Here is a 20457-nt window from a genome sequence, read left to right as displayed (position 1 = left end):
ATACTATTTACCAGCAATAATAACTGCTCCGATAATAATAAATAATGCCCCTAAACCTTTACTAGGTGTAAAGCTTTCCTTAAATATTAAAACTCCAGCTAATATTCCAATTACATAGCATAAACTTTGGAAAGGATATATTCTGCTGAGTTCTTCTTTTGATAATATATAAATCGAAATTCCTGTAGCAAACACATAAACAATTCCTCCACCCAATATGTATGGATTAAAAATTATATTAATAATTCCATGTATAGAAAAATCAAAATTGCTTTTATTTACTCCAAACTTCCATAATACTTGACCACAAACCAGCATTATAACGTTTATAAACAACAAAATATATATCATTTATATTCATGCTCCTTTATAAATTGCCATATAACAGCATTTTCTTGAACTAATCGAACTAACTTTTTCTTAATCTCAACTATTTGCATAATTGAATATGCTGTTATAAAGGATAATATTATAAGCATAATTTCTACTAAACTCATGATCTCATCTCCTTTTCAAAATTATTATTCAAATAAACTTGTTTCTGAGCCACCATTAATGTTGCTATTGTAACTTTAATCATGTAATAGATTGACTTATTAAATGTTATAGATGATTTTCCTTTATTTCTCGGCCTCATATTTACACCGATTTCTTTAATCGTGAGCCCATTTTTGTATGCATATACTATAGTTTCTACTTCTGGATAATCCTTTGGATAATATTTCGCAAAAAGCCTTATTCCCTTTTGATTTATTATTCTGTAACCTGAAGTAGTATCATAATAATTATTCTTACATAAGATAGAAACTAATTTAGAAAAATACTTTATACCTACTGCTCTAAATATACTTGGTATATAATTTGTTTTTTCAACAAATCTTGAACCTATAATCATATCAAAATGATTTTCCTCCATTTGCTCAATTAATTTTTCCAATTCTTTAGGATCATGCTGTCCATCTCCATCTATTTGCACAGCCACATCATAATCTTTTTTTAATGCATAAATATAACCAGTTTGAACTGCTCCTCCTATTCCTAGATTTTCATTTAAATTTATGACTTCTGCCCCTGCTTTTTTAGCTTCCAAATACGTATTATCTTTAGAACCATCATTTATAACTATAATATCTGCATGTATGTTATTGTTTTTTATAGAAGCTACTACATTATATATATTTTTTTCTTCATTATAAGCTGGTACTATAATCAAACACTTCATTAAATCCCTCCTGTTTCCAATTGTTGGTATGCTTAAATTTTAATCATAAAAATTTAAGAACTATTTACTAAATTTATGAAGAATTTATTAAGTTCTCTTTTGTAATATAAAAACTATAGTTGAATTGTATTACTCCAAGAATTTTTTGCAGTACATTTGTTTAATTTTTTTCAAAACAAAAAAGAAATACCTAAACTTTCTCTAGGTATTTCCAAACAATATATTTTTATAATTTGCTGTTCTTTATATTCAAGCAAGAGAATAATTATACTATCATACGTTCTCTTAATTTATACTCAATTCTAAAATAACTCTTTTATGATACTTAATAAAATATATTCTATACACTATTAAATGAATTGCTAAAAAAACAAATGATATAATGAATGCATACTCGCTGCCCACTTTTCCATTTTCATAAGAATTATTGATATAATAACTATACATAACATTCATTATTATTGCATATATGGGAGATATGCTATAAATTATTAGCAGTTTTTTAGATATTATTTTTTTAATCTCTATATCCCTTATTCCAATTCTATAAAGACTAAAATACTTTCTTTTCTCATCTTTATATTCCATTTTAAATTTGAAATGAAACATTATTATTGCAGCAAAATATAAAAGAATACACATATATACGATATTAAAAATTAAAAAATCACAACTTTTTAAAGCAGTATTATATGCTTCAATTCTAGAACTTATTTTATAGAAGCGATCTACCGTTTTAATGTTATTCTTATCTAATAATTTATTAGATACTTCTTTTACTATTTCATTTGAATTGCGCCAATCCTTAAAGTTATATAAATTCAATATTCCTTGTATTCGATAATCTGAACTATTTGATGAAATCCATTCATAATCCTCTTTATTAACTAAAAGAATATTACTTGATATACAATTTGTTTGACCAAATAGTGGATCAATAATTTCATCTTGTATATCAAACTTTTTGTTTCCTTCTTTATCCTCAATACTAATGCTGGAGATATTTAAATTCACATTATGTTTGTAACCATCATTCATATCATATGGATAAACATATATAAGTGAATTTGATTTCACTTCATAATTCTTCTTGAAAATTTTATTTATATCATCTACACAAAATATTGTAAATGTATTGTTTCTCATGAATTTAACCTTATCATTTGAAGTAATACTATTTCCATTATTCTCTGCAATCTTTTCAATCTCACCAACTTCCAAGACTTCAAAATGACCTTTTACTTCTCCATAAGCCATATGAAATGGATGGTACGTAATGACATTATTTTTAAGACCATGATAGCTTGCAAAGCAAAGCGAAGTAAAAAATAAAATCACAAAAAATATCCAAGTCGTAGCAAGAAATATTTTTTTACTTTTACCATAGTAATATTTTATATCTGAAAATAGGAAGATATTTTTTATGTATCTTTTATAGTGCCTCTTTTGAAAATACTCAATCAACGCTTCTCCATTGAAAAACACTAAAGCTGAACCTAATATTGAAAAAAGCAAACTTAAAAACCAAAATAAATCATTCCTATTATAAAAAAAATTCATTACAATTAATGCAGCAATCGTAAATACTATTCCCCAAAGAATAAAAATGATATTGTAGTGCTTTCCACTTTCAGCTTTTTCTGCATATTTTAACTTTTCAAGTATTGTACTTCGTATTATTCCAACAAGATTAATAATTAATGAAACTGCAAATATCCCCAATACATATGCAGCTGTTAAGCCATATGGTAATATTGAAATAGTAATGTTAATGTTACTAATTCCCATAATAATATGAATATACCCTAAAAAGAATACGGATAAAATTGTTCCTAAAATTAATCCTATTATTAATGATACTATACACAATACTAAATTTTCTAATAGAACATTATTTCTAACCTCATTATCTGTCATTCCAATTGTTAATAAAATACCATAGTCCTTTTGCCTAGTTTTTATAAAAACACTTTGTGAATAAGGAATAAATATTCCCATGAACAATAATACAAAAAAAGTTGGAGCATAAATATTACTTGATATCATTGGATCGACGATAGTTCTATCCATAAATTGCTTATTTACTGCTATTGAAATAAAACTATATAAAATAGCAATAGATATTAAATTACATAATATAAACAATCTATATTTATTAATCTCTGCTTTGAGCATCTTAAATGCAATCTTACTAAAAGTCATAATTAGAATTTGTATGATGTCATCACACTTTTCCTTTCTAAAGTATACTGGTTCTTAATTTTTTATTAATCTACTTTTTCAGAAATACAAATTCTTAACTTGTCTTCCCTTTAATTTTACTCCGATTAAAATTTTGTAATTCTTCTACTATATTATTAAAGAACTTAACTTTATCACCTTGTTTTTTAATTTCTTTAATAACTGATCCATCTTGTAGAAATACTACCCTATCACAATAACTTGCTGAAAAAGGATCATGAGTTACCATAAGTATGGTTGAATTATATTCCTTGTGCAATAGCTCAAAGTATGATAAGACTTTCTCAGAAGATTTTGAATCAAGATTTCCTGTTGGTTCATCTGCAAATATTATCTTAGGATTATTTATAATAGCACGGCAAATTGCCGTTCTCTGCTGCTGCCCTCCAGATATTTCATAAGGATATCTTTCTAAAATTTTCCCTATATCCAGCATATTTGCAATTTTATAAACGATATCGCTCTCCATAAGCTCATACTTTTTATCCAAAATTAGTGGAATCATAATATTTTCCTTTACGGTTAAACTGCTAAGTAAATTAAAATCCTGAAATACCATACCAATATTATTTCTTCTAAATAAAGATAACTCATTCTTTTTCATCTTACATATATTATTATCCCATACATTTATTTCACCTTGATCGCACTTGTCTATTCCAGATGCTATGTTTAATAAAGTTGTTTTCCCACTTCCAGAGGCTCCCATGATAGCTAAAAATTCATTATTTTCCAATATCAAATTTATACTTTTCAACACTTGTATATTGGCGTTTTTATTAATATTGTATTTTTTACATACATTTTTAATTTCTAATACATTCATCCTAATTTAATCCTTCACTTTATAATTACCTTAATATTTCTTTGTCAATGTACCTATATTCCATTAATAACGAGAGTTTATTATCTAATTCTTGTTAATATTATACCTCTACACATATTATTTTCCAAATATATTTAATTATTGAAATATATTTAATTTATCATCTAAACCTATAGCTTTAAATAAAAATCCCCTGCAAAAATCCAAATTTTAGATTTTACAGGGTTGAAAACATAAATTAAGCATCTATTATTAAGGTATTGAACGAATGTGCTTTCATATTAAAGTTATAATTTATACCTTTAATATGAAAAGTTACTTCTTGAATATCATCAAAAGGATTTAATATTTCTAATATGATGCTTCCATCTGGATTTTCAAAAGCTAAAGCATTTCCGGCATAGTCTCCTTTTAATCCCTTCATAATTGCTCCTTGCTTTATATATTTTGAAAAGTGCCTCATTAAGTAATATTCTGGATTATATTTAATTTCCTTATTATCCTTCACTGTAATTAAAGAATTCTGACTCCATCCCCAGGTACTGCCTCCTCCTTCTTCAAGTACCATATTCCAATAAGTATACGCACACGCTCCATTTATTAAGTATGTCCATATTAAATTAAATACATATTCAGCATATTCAAAGCTGTTTTTCCCATCTCCACATTCACTTTCTGTTTGTATCAACTTCATTTCTGGATATGCCACTTTGGTTTGCAGCAAGGCATGCTTTCCTCCCCATTGATATCCGACCCCACTTATATATTTTTTAGCTTCCTTATCACTTAGTACAGTATTCGCAAAATTATTATATTGGCCAAACTGCCAGTTACTGTCTCCATAATCATCATAAGGTGAATTCAATGTTCCAAGCCATATTTCTGTATCCATTTTACTTTTTTCAAATAATGGTCCAATGTAATTTTTCACAAAATCACGTAATTCTTTCCCTGACCAAACACAAGAAGGAAATTTTTGATCTGCTATTGGTTCATTTTGTATATGAACTTGATTAATTTTAATACCTTCCTTTTCATATTCCTCAATGAATCTCTTAAAATAAAGAGCATATGCCTTTAAATTTCTTTCTTCCCATATTAAAGTTCCAAAGTTATATACAGGAGAAGATTTCATCCACGTTGGTGGACTCCATGGAGATGCAAATAAATTAAGCTTTCCGCCATATTTTTCTGCCTCTTTAATATAAGGAATTAAATATTCTTTATCCCTTTCTATACTGAAATTCCTCATTTCATAATCGCCTTGGATCTCATTTAGACTATACCAGTTTGCTGAATAATCATTTGCACCAATGGGTAGTCTGCAATAAGTAAAATTACACTCTTCTACTCCAAATAAATTTCTTAGCACTTCTTCCTTCTTTTCTGTAGAAATCTTATTTAAAGCTATATATCCAAGCTCATTAAAACATCCACCAAACCCTTCCATAGTCTGATAGGATTGTCCATCTAGTTCTAAGGCATGATATAATTTTTTATCTCCTGCACATACTTTACTGCTTACTAAATTTTCTTGCTGAGTCGTTGAAATTAAAATTCCACTCTGCATATTAATTACCTCCATTTTCCCTAAATTCAGTTGGAGACATTCCTGTTTGCTTTTTAAAGGCTAAAGAGAAATAATTTGTATCCCTATATCCTACTAAAGTCGCTATTTTTCCAGTCTTCATACTAGTAGTCTCTAACAATGATTTTGCTTTTTGTATTCGCTTACGAATAATATAGTTATTGCAGCCTTCCCCTGTGCTTTGCTTAAATAGTTTTGAGAAGTAAGTTGGAGTCAAATAAAGCATTTCTGCAATACTATAAACTGAAATATCATCATTTAAATGCTCTTTAATATACAGTTTTGCTTTTCTTATAATTTCATGGCTTTCTCCAATGTCAGTTTGGAGCATCTGCACTATAAAATCTCTAGTTATTTTAACTGCATCATCTCTATTACAACTTTGGAGGGAGATTAATAAAGAATTTAACTTATTATCTGCTGATACTTCTCCTTTTTCCATCATATAGGCAAAATATACTCCTCCACCAATGTCAAAACATGTTTTCTTCACTAATGAAGTCGACAGATTATAAAATTCTATTATTTCTGTATAAGTCTCGTAGATTTCCATCACTTTTTCTAAATTATCTATATTATCTATCATATTTTTGCGAAGGACCTGTACCCTCTCGTTAAACAAGCTTAAATGTAATTCCATGTGCTCTTCTGTAATAATTCCATCATAAGAACTCCTATTATTAAGTAACACATACGCATCATTATATGAAATATTTATCTTATTGAATCCACATACAACACTGCCTAAAATTACTTTTTGATTGATATCATATTCATTTTTTAAATACGTGATTAAATGTTGTATTCTCCGAGTTACCTCTTCTAGCTCTTCTCGTACAAATATAGCAATTATTACATTTTTATTTTTATCCTCAAACGTAATTCCTTCTTTTGGGGAGTCAAACAATTCAATACAGGTGTTTTTAATAGATAAATTTAATAATTCAAAGTGCTGTTTCCATGCTAAATTATCATCTATAACTGGACATAACAATGCAATTTGCAGCATTTCATCTTTATCATAGGAATACTCTTCTAATACTGTGCTAATCTGATTAGTTTTAGTCAGATCATAAAGTAAATTCTGCATTATCTGCTCAAGCTTTAATTGTTCAGTTACTCCTTGTATCCTCCTGTTTATCTTCTGCTTATGAATTACTCTTTTCTCATTCTCTAAATTTTCAATTAATCTCTCAATAGCATTTTCAAGTTCTATCTCATCTACTGGTTTTAAAAGATAATCCTCAACCTTCATCCTGCAGCATTTTTGGGCATATTCAAAATTATCATATCCTGTTAGTACTATTACTTTAAGTTTTGGATTTAACAAATTAATTTTTTCAACTAGAGATAATCCGCTCATCTCAGTCATACATATGTCTGTAATCATAATATCAAATGTTTCTTTTTCCATAATATTTAAAGCTTCAAATCCAGAGGATGCCATTTTCACATTATCAATTTTGAGCTTTTCCCAGGGAATAACGTTACATATTCCTTTTCGAATCATCTCTTCATCATCCACAACTATAGCCTTATACATTAATTATTCTCTCCTTTACCTTTAGGTAATAGAACATCTACTGTAATCCCACCGTATTCATTTTTTCTATAATATAAGCCATACCCGCTGCCAAACAATATTTCTATTCTCTTATGGACATTTCTCAATCCATAGCCTGTCTTCTCATCAAATATTGATATAGAATTATTTACTTCATCAATTTGTTCCTGCTCCATTCCCACTCCATTATCAGCAACTGATATTATTATCTTATCTCCTTCTTCCTTTGCACTTACCAATATCTTCCCTTTATATCCATCCTTAACTCGTATTCCATGATAAATAGAATTTTCTATTAATGGCTGCAGGGTAAGTTTAGGTATTAATACGTTTTTAAATGTATCATCTATACTTATTTCACACTCAGCAATATCACCATATCTCATATTCTGAATAATCAGATAATTTTCTACATTAGCTAATTCCTGAGAAAGAGATATAATATCTTTTCCCTTGCTTAAACACAATCGATAAAAATTAGCCAAAGCTTTTACCATTCTTGATACATTCTTATTTCCATCTAATAAAGCCTGCCAATGTATACACTCTAAAGTATTATATAAAAAATGAGGTTTAATTTGAGATTGTAATCTGTTTAATTCTATCTGCTTAATCTCTGACTGCTCTTTTTTTATCCTATACATAAGTATATTAATTTCTTCAATCATAATATTAAAGCCGTTTGCCAATTGTTTAAAATCTTTACCTTCATATTTTTGTTCCATTCTAACTTCAAGATTTCCCATAGACACCTCTCTCATTTTCTTTACAATAGTATCCATAGGTTTATATAAATTATTACTGAGTTTATAACAAGCTATACTTATTAATACCCCAGCTCCTAATACCAATATTATTATTATAAATATCACCGTATTAGTATCTTTCAGCATTGATTCCCTCGGTATCTCTCCTACCATATACCAATCCCAATTATCGAGTTTTTCATAGATAATCATCTTATTTCCTATTTTTTGCTGTCCGCTTTTTCCCTGCAGTACATCCTTATAAAGGCTTTCAGTTCCTATTAGGGATTTATCTTCATTTGATATTATAATTCCATCCTTATCTGTTAAATACGTTTGTATTTTTAACCCCTTATCTAAATTGGAATAGAACTCTTTAATATTTTTTTCTCCAATTCCTATAACTAAAAATCCAGTGTATTTATTAAAATTGTATTTATCATTAATGGGTTGATAGATATTTAGAACATACTGATCCGGATAAAACACTTTTCTCTTCATGCTTATTTTAAAATTACCAAAATTAGTGTCCACTGCATCCTGATAATCTTTTAATGTCTGAGTTCTAAAATCATTACTTGTCCACGTCTCTCCTACATATATTAATTCTGGCCCATCAAATTTTACTAATGCAATATAATCTATATAGCGGTTTGAATCTAGAGAATATCTTATTGACGAATAAGCATCACTTGTATCCTTATTGTAGTTTTTTGAAGTCAGCCTATTATTCATTAAAAATTCTTTTACACGATCATCTCCTGTAATTATATTTGATGTTCCAATAATGTTCTTTAAGGTTATATTTAAAATATCTGTTACAGTTTCAAACTGTCCCTGCACTAATCTACTGGATTTTCCCGTAATTTCTTTTCCTGCTAACTGATAAACTGCAAAAATTACAAAGCTATTGGTAATTAAAACTGCTGAAATAAAGAATATGGTTATCTTTTGGTTAAATTTCATTCTAGAAAGTTTATTTATTATTTCTCTTAACCCTTTATACATATTGTTATTCCTTTTTTATAAATATTTTGTATATCAGAAATAATACTTCCTATGTTTATTATGATATTTTTACCCTTTAACTGCCCCTGCCATCATACCTTTTATCAATTTATCTTGTCCAAAAATAAATGCTATGATCATTGGCAACATAGAAATAGTAAGCACTGACATGATCATTGGAACATTCATTGTATATTGTCCTTGATATTCCCAGATAGCAAGAGGTAATGTTCTGTTAGGCAATGTCTGAGTTAAAACCAAAGCAAAACTAAATTCATTCCATATAGCAACACCATTATAAATAGCCAAAGTTGCAAGCCCTGGCTTTACTAGTGGCAGCATAACATTATAGAATATCTTATATTTACTACATCCATCTATTTCAGCTGCTTCTTCTAACTCCTTAGGTATAGCCTGCATAAATGTAACTAATATAAAGACTGAAATCGGTAGATTAAAAGCTACGTACGGGCCTATTAGCGCCCAAGGACTATCATATAAACCCATCTTATTAGTCATTAGGAATATAGGTAGAAGTGTTACGTGAACTGGTACTGACATACATGCTACTATTATACCATAAATTGGTTTATTTAGTTTAAATTTGAACCTAGATAATGGATATGATGCACATGCACTTAAGAATAGTAAAATTACCAATGAAACTATAAGTACTAATATACTGTTTTTTAAATAAATAAATATGTTTCCTTTAAATACTTCAATGAAATTCTTTAAATACAAACCTTTTGGTAAATCAAATACACTTCCCATGAGCATTTCAAATTGCTGCTTAAATCCTGCAAGTAACATAAATATAAAAGGAACTATTGTAATTAAAAGCCAGACTACTGCAAGTATTCCAATGATAACTTTTATAGATATTTTTTTTATTGATAAATCCTGCTTCATAATAATCACATCTCTTCCTTTCTATTTAATGCCTTAATTGTAACTAAGGATATTATTGTTATGAGAATAAACATTCCTGAGGCAATTGTAGAACCATATCCCATTCTCTGAGATAAAAAGGCATTTTTATACATATATGTTGCCATGAGTTCTGATGCATTACCTGGTCCTCCACCTGTCATAACATATATAAGATCAAAATACTTTAATGATCCAACCATTGATAATACTATTGCGCTCTTAATAGCAGGCTTCATAAGTGGAAGTGCTATCTTCCAAAAATACTGACTCTTTTTAGCACCATCGATAATTGCTGCTTCATATAAATCTGCAGGTATATTGCTATATCCAGCTAAGAAATACACCATATAAAAAGGTATAAACTGCCAGCATATTGCTACAGTAATAGTTAATAATGCTGTCTTAGGGTTCCCTAATAAATCTATTGAGTGTCCTCCAAATAATTTTGAAATTCCAGTTACTATACCAGAACTTGCGTCTAAGGCATATTTAAATAAATAACCAATGGCAACAGATGACATTAGCATTGGTATAAACCAGATTACTTTAAACACATTTAACTTCTTTCCACCAAAATCTAAAAAAGTTGCAAGTGCCATACCTATTGGCAATTGAACAATTATAGATAAAACCATAATGATTATATTATTTAAAAAAGCTTTTTTAAAAACTGCATCCCCTAAAAGTTCTTTCCAGTTATTTAAACCTACAAATGCCTTATTCGATGCAAATCCATTCCAGTTATAGCAACTTAAATTGAAAGAATATACAATTGGATATGCTATATATACTATTAGGAATAAAAATGCTGGTACAAGAAATATAATTGCTGCATTTCTTGTTGACGCAGCACGCCTTTTAGCTAAACTACTATTTTGTGCCCACATACTTTCTCTCTCCTTTTCATAATTAATTTAGCTGCTGTAAAATTTATTCATCATATATTTTTTAATCTTTGTGATTTAAAATCCATATTATGAAAACTTTATTTTACAACAGCTTTAATCTTAATTTATGTTGCTATAATTATTTATTTTTTGCTTTATAGGCATCCATAGCCGCCTGTAATTCTTTATCTGAATCTTGAGGAGTCTTAGTTAAACCAAATATCTCTTGGCAAGTTGACTTGTGTACTTCTGCAACTTCTGCTGGTAAGTATTGGTCATACCATAATTGAACTCCCTTGGCATTATTAACTGTATCTAAGATTTTTTGTGTCAAAGCATCATCAGGCTTGAAAGATTTAAGTGGAATAATTTTACCTAATTTCTTACGGTCTTGTAATGCTTGATCATCTAATAATGATTGGATTAATTTAAAAGCTCCCTCTTTATCTTTACATTGTTCTGAAATTGAATATAAATTATCTCCAACAGTTCCTGCGCAAAGTGATTGATCAGCTGTTGAACCTTCTAATGCTGGGAATGGGAAGAATCCTAATTTACTCATAAAGTCTGGATTTTCACCAAGTACTGTACCTGTGAACCATGATCCCATTAAATCCATAGCTGCATCACCTTTATATAATGCTTGTCTAGCTTGACCACTATCATCATCCATACCATTAAATCCATCTATAAAGTATCCTTTTTTAACCCAGTCTTGAATCTTATTTCCTGCATATTCAAATGCGGGATTTTCAAAAGAACCCTTTCCTGATGCTGCGTTTGTTAATGGGTCAAGACCACCAAATCGAGTTGCCAAATACATGAAGTACATTGATCCTGTCCATTTTGTAGCATTAGCTAATGCAAATGGTGTTACTCCGTTTGCTTTTAACTTATCACAGACAGCTTCTAAGTCTCCAATAGTTTTTGGTTCTTGTAAACCATACTTTGCAAAAATATCTTTATTATAGAAAAATCCTGCAACGGATACGTTTTCAACAGGAACGGCATAAATTTTGCCATTATATGAAGATTGCTGAATACCTGCATCTATAAATTTATCTTTATAGTTATCCTTGTTCATAAAATCTGTCAGATCTGCGATTTTTCCTGAATTAACATAATCGATTAATCCTGATCCTCCCCATTGAATAAATACATCTGGAGTTTGATTTGAACTCATTGCCATAGATAGTTTTTGTTTGTAAGAATCATTAACCTGATCAACAACTTCCACATCATATTGAGGATTTGCCTCCATAAACCTCTTTACAGAAGCCTTTATTGCATCTGCTGCTGTTGATGTTTGAATATGCCATAAGGTCAATTTTGTCTTTCCTGATGATGCACTTCCACTTGTCTGAGTAGAAGTATTTCCACAGCCAATCATAAGTGTAGAAGCAATAGCTGCAGTCATTATGATTGATGCTATCTTCTTAAAATTCTTATTCATACAATTTTCCCCCCATAATTATTAATATAATTAACACATCTAAATATTACCATCTATAACAATAAATAAAAATTGAATAATTCATCTTTTATCTATAATTTTATATGTTTGTGTAAACATTTAACCAAATCAACTATTCGCTAATTTTTTATAAAATATCATAATATAAAATAATCTATATAAGTTAATGATAGCCATAAAATCACTCTATATTTGTGCAGCATTTTAATAAAATTTGCTATTCCAATATAAAAAAGTAGCAGTTTCAAAACAAATTGATCACTGCTACTTTCATTTTCTGCATTTCTTATTTATATCATGTAAAACTTTATAAAGATAAGCTCCTCAATTTTCACTGAATTTATAACCGCTTCTTTTTTATCTCCAATAACTATCACTTAATCCATAATTTTTATCTAAATCAAGTACAAATCCATGAACAGTTCCTGACCCATTAACTATAGCCATCTTTCTTAGACGGATATCTTCATTATTAGTAACCGAAGTGTCTGCCACTGCATTTGCAATAACCTTTAGTAAATCTTTTTCAGCCATATTAGGATTTTTTGAGCGAGCTGTATCAATAATTTGTGCAGCTTCTGGGCTTATACCTCCATTTTGCACTGCTATATCAAAAGCAAGAGCAAATCCCCTTACTGTTTTTAAATTATACTTATCACAGATAATCATTGCCTGCTCAGTTTTATATGCTTCAGCATCCAATTCAATGTTTATAAAATGCTGATTATTAGATAAATTAACTAACTGTGAATACCAAGGCTGCGAAATTGCATTTGCTGAATTATTAATAGACTTTGCCCATGCAAGTTGATTTTCTTTAGTATCAAGTATCATGTTATGAATAGCATCATAGTTTGTCCCAAAAATGCTCTTCATTTCAGCATTATACTCCCTATCCATTCTATTAAGAAGTGGCTGCAAAGTCCCTTGACCTATGCACCATTGAAGATATCCTAAAGATAAGCCTTGTCCGTCAAAATTTCCTGCAACTTGATTTAAATTTCCAATCTCAAACTGCTTGCTAATATTTTTTGCAACATTAATTACACTATCTGTTGGAGAAGTATAATGTTTTATGTACGCATCACTCACATATCCAAGGCCATTGTTATACATAATCTTATCCCATACAATACCGTTTCCCTGTGCTGTACCTAAAATTTGAACGTTGTCATAATTATATAAATTTCCTTCTATACTTCCATTTAAATCTGGAGTTGATCTTACTTTTAAATCAATTTGAAGTTCTGGATTATATACATACGCTTTATTATTAACTATATAACCTTCATTTTTACTTTGATCTACCGTAGCTGCACTTGCATTGACTCCGCCAAATGAAATACTGCCGGCTGCTATTAGTAAACTTAGTAAACTTAAAAGTATCCTCTTTCTTACCATTTATTCAGCTCCTCCCAATATACATATATCCTATATTTTACCACACAATTATAAAAAAGTCATCTTCTCTCCTCTTAAATAAAAATTACTTAACTTTACTATTTATTATGAATATACTAGCTAAAGCTAATCATATACTTTAATAAAATTATTATATTTGAGGTATTAAATGGGTGCTAAACAATTAACTTTCTATCAATTGCTATATGAAAAAATTAAAGATAGTCATAAACATTATGCAAAGAAAATTTTATATGAACTCTATCCAGATAAAACTCTTAATCAACTGGATATCCTCTCAAAGTTTGCTAATAAACATTTAAAAATAGTAAAAGCTTCTATAAAGGATCTTGAAGAATGCAATTTGATTAAGGATACCAACACATCAAAATCACCAAGTAGTGAAAAAAAATATATACTTACCACTCACGGTAAACAACTCGTTGAAGAAGATAGCAATTTCATGTAATATACGAAGACTATAAAATATTCTCGCTTAACTCTATTCTATAATTTATAAACGTAAATATGGATATATAACTTAAAAATCAAAAACACCCGCAAAAGTTCAATATGAATTTTCGCGGGTGTTGTATCAAAAGTAAGAAAACTCTCTCTAAAAATCCATCTAAAAACACATAAAAATGAAATCTTTAAATTCTTCAATTGTTCTAAATATTTTATCTGGTTTTAATCTTTTTAATTGATCCAAATCTACCATATCTGCCCATGCTGCAGAAATAATCTTAACTCCTGCATGTCTTGCCGCCACTATGTCATTGGGTGCATCTCCGATATAATATACTTCTTTTGGATTTATATTAAAATGTTCAATTACACAAGTTATTCCTTCACATTTTCTACTTCCATTTATAGAACCAGTTTCAACCCATTCAAATAAGCCTGCCATGTCAAACTGTTCTAAGGTAATATCAACACTTTTTCTGCCCTTTCCTGTTACCATAGCTACTAGAATTCCATTTTTCTTTAACTCTCTTATTACCTGAGCAATATCGTCAAATGGCTTTGGACATTCTTCTTTATGAAGATCCTTATAATATTGCAGATACTGTTTTACACCTTCTTCATAATTTTCAGGTATAAGTTCTTTTATAGTTCCTTCCTCTGATGGTCCAAATGTAGCTACAATTTCTTTATCACTAATGCTTCTTCCAATCAAAGGTTCAATTGATTTACGGAAAGCTTTAATGCATAATGGAACTGTGTTTCCAATAGTTCCATCTAAATCAAATATCATTGCCTTTATCATTTATTACTCCTCCACACTAAGTTTTTTAATTACTCTGCAAGGATTTCCTACTGCAACACAATTCTCAGGTATATCCTTTGTTACTACGCTTCCAGCTCCAATCACACTATTCTTTCCAATAGTAACTCCTGGTAAAATAATAACTCCTCCACCAACCCAAACATTATCTTCAATCTTAACTGACAGAGCATAAGTCCTAAAAAATGCTTGTCCACTACTTTCTTTCCAATCTTTCAACAAACGTTCTTCTACCTTTACCGGATGAGTGGCTGTATATATTTGAACATTAGATGCAATTAAAACATTATTGCCAATCTCTATTTTATTGCAATCTATAAAGGTACAATTAATATTAATAATGACATTATCTCCTATAGATATATTCCTTCCATAATCACAATAAAATGGTGTATCTATCTTCACGTTAGAGCCAACTTTCTCTAATAATTCATTAATAATATTCTCCTTCTCTTTTACAATAGCTATAAAATTATATTGATGTGTAAGCAATCTAGCCTTACTAATTATATTAGTAAGCTTCTTATCAATACAGTTAAAAACATCACCTTTCATACATTTATCTAGTTCACTCATGAGTATACCTCCTATATATTGTTTATGATTATAATCATAAGTATAATGTTATATATTAAGATGTTATATATTTATATCGTTATATTTTATAACAATATTATCATATGGAGGATTTATGGGAATTAAAAAATTAAATATCTATGAAAATCAGTTAGAAGACAGGGAATATGCTAGAAATGATAGTTTTCCTTTCCGAATTGGCTATGAAGAAATCACTAATTATGTTGGATCTACCTTTCAATGCCACTGGCATCCAGAACTAGAATTCGCATATATAAAAAGTGGCTCAATGATATATCAAGTAAATAATAATCAATACCTTGTTAGAGCTGGAGATGCTATGTTTGTAAATCAAAACTGTCTACATTCTGGAACATCTTACCGCAGTTTAAATTGTGAATATTTTGGAATGACCTTCCTTCCAGTTTTATTATCAGGACATAAAAACAGTATTTTTGAAAGTAAATATTTAGCTGAATTAATTACTAGTGAACGAGTACCTTTTGCATATTTTAATGGTATGGACAATGAAAATAAACATATAATTTCAACTTTATTAGAAATAGAAAAAGTATATAATGAAAAATTTGATGGTTATGAATTATTGATTCAAAGTAAGTTGTTTGAGTTAATATTCCATCTTTATAAAGATGTTTATTGTAATCTTCCAAAAGAACCACTTAAAAATTATAAGAATGTTATACAAATAAAAACTGCCTTAGACTACATTCATGCTCACTATAAAGAAAATATAGCTTTAGATGATATAGCTTACGCATCAAATCTCAGTAAAAGTTCCTGCTGCCGATTATTCAAGAAAATCGTAAACGAGACACCTTTTAATTACCTTTTAAAATATCGTATTCAGAAGAGCATTCCTTATTTACTAAATGATGGATTGAATATTACTGAAACTGCAGCTTTAATAGGATTTTCTAATAGCAGCTATTTTACTGAGATATTTCATAGATTATTAGGAATGACACCTTCAGAATATAAAAAGAAGTATTTATCAGATGAATAAGTTCTATTTTTTCAATTTAACCCTTACTAAACTTACAAATAGCATCAATTTTTATTCCTTAAATCTCTTATAAAATATTATTCTTTATCTTTATAAAACTTTAACTTGAGTTTTAACCTATGCTATAGTATTATATATATTCACTACAAGTTAGAATAATTTAAAAGGAGCAATTATATGACACAACCTTCAATGTCAATGTCTTCGTTTTTCCGGAACAGATTTGTTCAGGTCATTATGGTTTCTTCTATTTTCTTACAAATAGGAATATGGGTTCGTAACTTTGCCATATTATTATTTGTAATGGATAAGACAGATAATAATCCAATTGCAGTTTCCCTAATTTCAGTTGCTGAATTTGCACCAATATTTATATTTTCATTCATAGGAGGAACTTTTGCAGATAGATGGCGTCCAAAACGTACAATGGTCTGGTGTGACTTATTAAGTTCTGTTTCAGTTTTTGCAGTTCTCCTTACAATAATATTTGGAAGCTGGCAGGCTGTGTTTTTTGTAACCTTTATTTCATCGATTTTATCTCAGTTTTCTCAGCCTTCTGCAATGAAGCTATTCAAAATTCATGTTCCAGAAGAATTTATGCAGACAGGAATGGCTATTTTTCAAACTCTTTTGTCTATATTTATGATCATAGGACCAATGCTCGGTACAATTGTTTTTCAAAAGTTTGGAATAGATGTTTCTATATCAATAATGGGAGTAGCTTTCTTTCTATCAGCTTCAGTATTAACGCTATTACCACCTGATAACATAGTTGAGAAAAAAGAGAATTCAAATAATTTCTTGGAAGAATTAAAAGAAGGCTTCAACTATGTTTGGCAGGAAAGAGCCTTAACTATTCTAGGCTCTGTATTTGCAACTGCAGGTCTTGCTGTTGGAATTATACAGCCGCTTGGAGTTTTTCTAATAGTAGAAAGATTAGGTCTTCCTAAAGAGAATCTTCAGCTACTGCTTATGGTAAATGGAGCAGCCATGTTTATTGGCGGCGGTTTAGTTATGACCATATCCAAAAAGGTAATGCCTCAAAAACTTCTTGCAATAGGACTTTTAGTAAATGCTATTTCAATGGTTGGTATGGGGTTGTCCTCAAGCTGGATTGTCATACTTATGTTTCAATTCTTCAATGGATTTTTCATGCCTTGCATTCAGATTGGAATTAACACACTGATTTTGCAGCTTACAAAAGCTGAATTTGTAGGAAGAGTAAATGGAGTCTTAAATCCTATGTTTATGGGATTTATGGTAATTACTATGTCACTTACTGGCTGGCTTAAAAGTCAATTTTCATTAACTGTTCTTTACATTACAGCAGGATTACTTTTCTTTATAGGAACTCTGTTAACATCGTTAATTTTTAATGTTTCAGTTCAAAATGAAACAGATTCCGCAGAACAGTAATTGATAAAATATCAGCTTTTATTAAGGTACCTAAAATGTCACCTATGTAACATTTTAGGTACCTTAATTTATTTTAAATAATCATTCTAAATAATAACTTTTCATCATTATAAATATGTAATATTTTTTAATTATATATAGCTTATTCAATGTAATTCTACTTTTATTTATACAATAATTTATTATATCCTTCAAATACATTATCATTAACAACTGGCACAATATCTATAAATAATGCTTCATATCCAGGAATCTCTTTTATAGCTGCTTTAATCATTTTTATACCTTGTATATCATCAACTATTGTTTCAAAAAACATTCTAAAACCTTCAACCTTTACAGTTCTAAAAACATTTTTATCATCTACTTTTACACTTTCTACTGCTTTTATAATATCTTCCTGTCTCCATACACAATTTACCAAAATCATATTGCTCCTCCTTCTTCACCAGCTCCCCAGATGATTATCTTTTTTCCACTTGCCTTTCTGATATACCTTTCAATTTCCATACTTTTAATTACATTTTCAAAAAAACTTGTCATATTATACTCCACTCTTAACTCAATATTATTCTAATAATAAATTTAAAATAGTGCAATCTTTTACCTTTCTATGTCTTTCCAACTTATATTAAAGCTTATTCTCCAAAGAATTATATTAATAATAAGAAGTATGAATGCAAATATTCCAACATATATAATATTATTTATAATTGCTATGTGTATTGCTGCAAATATCCCAATAAAAATCAATGTTATCACTCCTGGGCCTATAAGTTTGCCGCTATCAACTATAGCAAATTTCACACTGAAAGGCATCGTTTTATTTGACATTTTAAAATATATCAAGGCTGATATTAACAAAACTAAAAACATTGTAATTAAGTCCATAATTATTGATGGCCCCTTTAAAACTAAAAATATTATAGCTAATAATAAATAAATCGGTATAACTAATTTAAACAAGGTTCCCTTTACTGCTCCTTTTAATATCACTCCAGGATCTTTTATTGGCAATGTTTTATATATAAATGCACCTTTATAGTTATCACTATTATTTATATAAGCAGTGCAAAAGCATAACATTAATACACTTATATATATTAACAATTGTGCTTTCCCATCACAGCTTGTTTGAATGCTTTCGATAAATGATTTTCTTCTATCAGTAAACATAAATACGACTGGTATAAATACCGCCATTGCAAGAGATGGATATACCTTAAGCTTAAAATTTCTTTCTGTTGCTATCATATTTTTAGTAAATATAAACATACTTTTTTCAATTTTATCTCTGCAAACTAAATTCGCTATAAATTCTTTTCCTTTTTTATTTCCACGAATTATGTTTCCTCCATTATCATTTAACTTTTGAAGATTCTTTTCAAAATAAGGTACTACTTTTTTAATATAAAACATAATCAATATAACTGGTCCAACTACAGCCATTGCAGATAAAACCATCAAAAATTTATTTCTATCTCCATCAATTAATATTCCAAAAGGGGCTGCAAACCACATGGACGGAAGTAGAGCATGCCAAAGCTTTGGCACATAAGTAGTCTTAATGCCTGTAATAGCAAAAATTCTACTAAATAACTGATATCCAAAAGTAAATACAAATGCCACAAAAATCTGAAAATAGTTTATTATATCCTTTAGTTTTTCTCCATCAAAAAGCTTCAAAACTATGGTATATAAAAATGCAGTTATTACTATAACTATTAAAGTTAATAATATATTTTCTATAATAAAAATTGGTGGAAATATAAATCCATATTTTATTGTTCCAAAGATTAAAGGAATAAAATTTAAAGACAAGGATATGCCCATAAGATATATGCATATATGGGTTAGCTTTGCAGCATTAAAAGTTTTACTGTCTATTGGCTTTGGTAATAGTATATTTTTTTCTTGTACGTCCAATAAAACTGCTGAAAAATCTGATATCATAAGAGATACCATCATAAATAAATTTACGCCTATAACAATGTTTATATTTCTTAACGCTGATATCTTACTTGTCAGCATTAGCCCAATAAAAATACTTAGAAACCCATTAAACATAAGTAATCGTATATAATTATTTTTATCTTCATTTTCAGCAGATTTCCTATTGTTATTTAAAACAGTACTTACTCTTCGTCCGTCCATAGTTAATTTTATTTGTAAAATCATCCGCATAATATCATAGTTAACGCCAGATTTTTTATATAAAATTTGAAATTTATCTAATAGCTTTAATATTCTAAATTCTTTCATA

Annotated in this window: 19 protein-coding genes; 3 read left to right on the top strand and 16 right to left on the bottom strand. The window is 28.9% G+C overall.

Features of this window, described 5'->3' with window-relative positions:
* Positions 1-3: 3 nt before the first annotated feature.
* The 12 genes from CLOBL_RS15620 to CLOBL_RS15565 form a co-directional block, all read right to left on the bottom strand.
* Positions 4-351 (bottom strand): EamA family transporter, encoded by a 348-nt coding sequence (locus CLOBL_RS15620; RefSeq protein ID WP_077859892.1) that lies wholly within the window; start codon positions 349-351, stop codon positions 4-6.
* Positions 348-497, bottom strand: a complete 150-nt coding sequence (locus CLOBL_RS28060; protein ID WP_179117770.1) for a hypothetical protein — start codon at positions 495-497, stop codon at positions 348-350. The genes CLOBL_RS15620 and CLOBL_RS28060 overlap by 4 nt, the downstream gene beginning before the upstream one ends.
* Positions 494-1222: a glycosyltransferase family 2 protein gene (locus tag CLOBL_RS15615; protein ID WP_077859891.1), complete on the bottom strand. Its 729-nt coding sequence runs from the start codon at positions 1220-1222 to the stop codon at positions 494-496. Before CLOBL_RS15615 ends, CLOBL_RS28060 begins: the two co-directional genes overlap by 4 nt.
* 285 nt (positions 1223-1507) lie before the next feature.
* Positions 1508-3397, bottom strand: a complete 1890-nt coding sequence (locus tag CLOBL_RS28555; RefSeq protein ID WP_242953855.1) for an FtsX-like permease family protein — start codon at positions 3395-3397, stop codon at positions 1508-1510.
* A 121-nt stretch (positions 3398-3518) separates the two neighbouring features.
* Positions 3519-4289, bottom strand: coding sequence for an ABC transporter ATP-binding protein (locus CLOBL_RS15600; RefSeq protein WP_077859890.1), 771 nt, complete (start codon positions 4287-4289; stop codon positions 3519-3521).
* Positions 4290-4527: 238 nt separating this feature from the next.
* Positions 4528-5859, bottom strand: coding sequence for a glycoside hydrolase family 30 beta sandwich domain-containing protein (locus tag CLOBL_RS15595; protein ID WP_077859889.1), 1332 nt, complete (start codon positions 5857-5859; stop codon positions 4528-4530).
* A 1-nt stretch (position 5860) separates the two neighbouring features.
* Positions 5861-7420, bottom strand: coding sequence for a response regulator (locus tag CLOBL_RS15590; RefSeq protein WP_077859888.1), 1560 nt, complete (start codon positions 7418-7420; stop codon positions 5861-5863).
* Positions 7420-9195: a sensor histidine kinase gene (locus CLOBL_RS15585; protein ID WP_077859887.1), complete on the bottom strand. Its 1776-nt coding sequence runs from the start codon at positions 9193-9195 to the stop codon at positions 7420-7422. The genes CLOBL_RS15590 and CLOBL_RS15585 overlap by 1 nt, the downstream gene beginning before the upstream one ends.
* A 69-nt stretch (positions 9196-9264) precedes the next feature.
* On the bottom strand, positions 9265-10107 hold the full coding sequence (locus tag CLOBL_RS15580; protein WP_009171617.1) for a carbohydrate ABC transporter permease: 843 nt from the start codon (positions 10105-10107) through the stop codon (positions 9265-9267).
* Between the two features lie 5 nt (positions 10108-10112).
* On the bottom strand, positions 10113-11015 hold the full coding sequence (locus CLOBL_RS15575) for a sugar ABC transporter permease (protein WP_077859886.1): 903 nt from the start codon (positions 11013-11015) through the stop codon (positions 10113-10115).
* 139 nt (positions 11016-11154) lie between these two features.
* Positions 11155-12468 (bottom strand): extracellular solute-binding protein, encoded by a 1314-nt coding sequence (locus tag CLOBL_RS15570; RefSeq protein WP_077859885.1) that lies wholly within the window; start codon positions 12466-12468, stop codon positions 11155-11157.
* Positions 12469-12846: 378 nt separating this feature from the next.
* Positions 12847-13890: an SH3 domain-containing protein gene (locus CLOBL_RS15565; protein WP_077859884.1), complete on the bottom strand. Its 1044-nt coding sequence runs from the start codon at positions 13888-13890 to the stop codon at positions 12847-12849.
* Between the two features lie 169 nt (positions 13891-14059).
* Between CLOBL_RS15565 and CLOBL_RS15560 the strand changes: the two genes are divergently transcribed.
* Positions 14060-14359: a hypothetical protein gene (locus tag CLOBL_RS15560; RefSeq protein WP_077859883.1), complete on the top strand. Its 300-nt coding sequence runs from the start codon at positions 14060-14062 to the stop codon at positions 14357-14359.
* 159 nt (positions 14360-14518) lie between these two features.
* Here CLOBL_RS15560 and CLOBL_RS15555 read toward each other — a convergent pair whose 3' ends face one another.
* Positions 14519-15160 carry an HAD family hydrolase gene (locus CLOBL_RS15555; RefSeq protein WP_077859882.1) on the bottom strand — a complete coding sequence of 214 codons (642 nt, stop codon included), beginning with the start codon at positions 15158-15160 and terminating at the stop codon, positions 14519-14521.
* Between the two features lie 3 nt (positions 15161-15163).
* Positions 15164-15754 (bottom strand): sugar O-acetyltransferase, encoded by a 591-nt coding sequence (locus tag CLOBL_RS15550; RefSeq protein WP_077859881.1) that lies wholly within the window; start codon positions 15752-15754, stop codon positions 15164-15166.
* A 115-nt stretch (positions 15755-15869) separates the two neighbouring features.
* On the opposite strand from CLOBL_RS15550, the gene CLOBL_RS15545 reads away from it, so the two are divergent.
* Both CLOBL_RS15545 and CLOBL_RS15540 read left to right on the top strand, forming a co-directional pair.
* Positions 15870-16778 (top strand): AraC family transcriptional regulator, encoded by a 909-nt coding sequence (locus tag CLOBL_RS15545; RefSeq protein ID WP_077859880.1) that lies wholly within the window; start codon positions 15870-15872, stop codon positions 16776-16778.
* A gap of 177 nt (positions 16779-16955) precedes the next feature.
* Complete coding sequence (locus CLOBL_RS15540; RefSeq protein ID WP_077859879.1) at positions 16956-18194, top strand: MFS transporter; 1239 nt, start codon at positions 16956-16958, stop codon at positions 18192-18194.
* Between the two features lie 163 nt (positions 18195-18357).
* Here the strand turns inward: CLOBL_RS15540 and CLOBL_RS15535 are convergent, their stop codons facing one another.
* Together CLOBL_RS15535 and CLOBL_RS15530 are read right to left on the bottom strand one after the other, a co-directional pair.
* A complete protein-coding gene (locus CLOBL_RS15535; RefSeq protein ID WP_077859878.1) occupies positions 18358-18624 on the bottom strand; it encodes a hypothetical protein in 267 nt (88 codons plus the stop codon).
* A gap of 173 nt (positions 18625-18797) precedes the next feature.
* A complete protein-coding gene (locus CLOBL_RS15530; protein WP_077859877.1) occupies positions 18798-20456 on the bottom strand; it encodes a hypothetical protein in 1659 nt (552 codons plus the stop codon).
* Between the last annotated feature and the right edge of the window lies 1 nt (position 20457).

The organism is Clostridium sp. BL-8 (assembly GCF_002006495.1).
Classification (GTDB): domain Bacteria; phylum Bacillota; class Clostridia; order Clostridiales; family Clostridiaceae; genus Clostridium.
The sequence above is the reverse complement of the archived record's forward strand: the minus strand, read 5'-3'. Positions and strand labels throughout refer to the sequence as shown.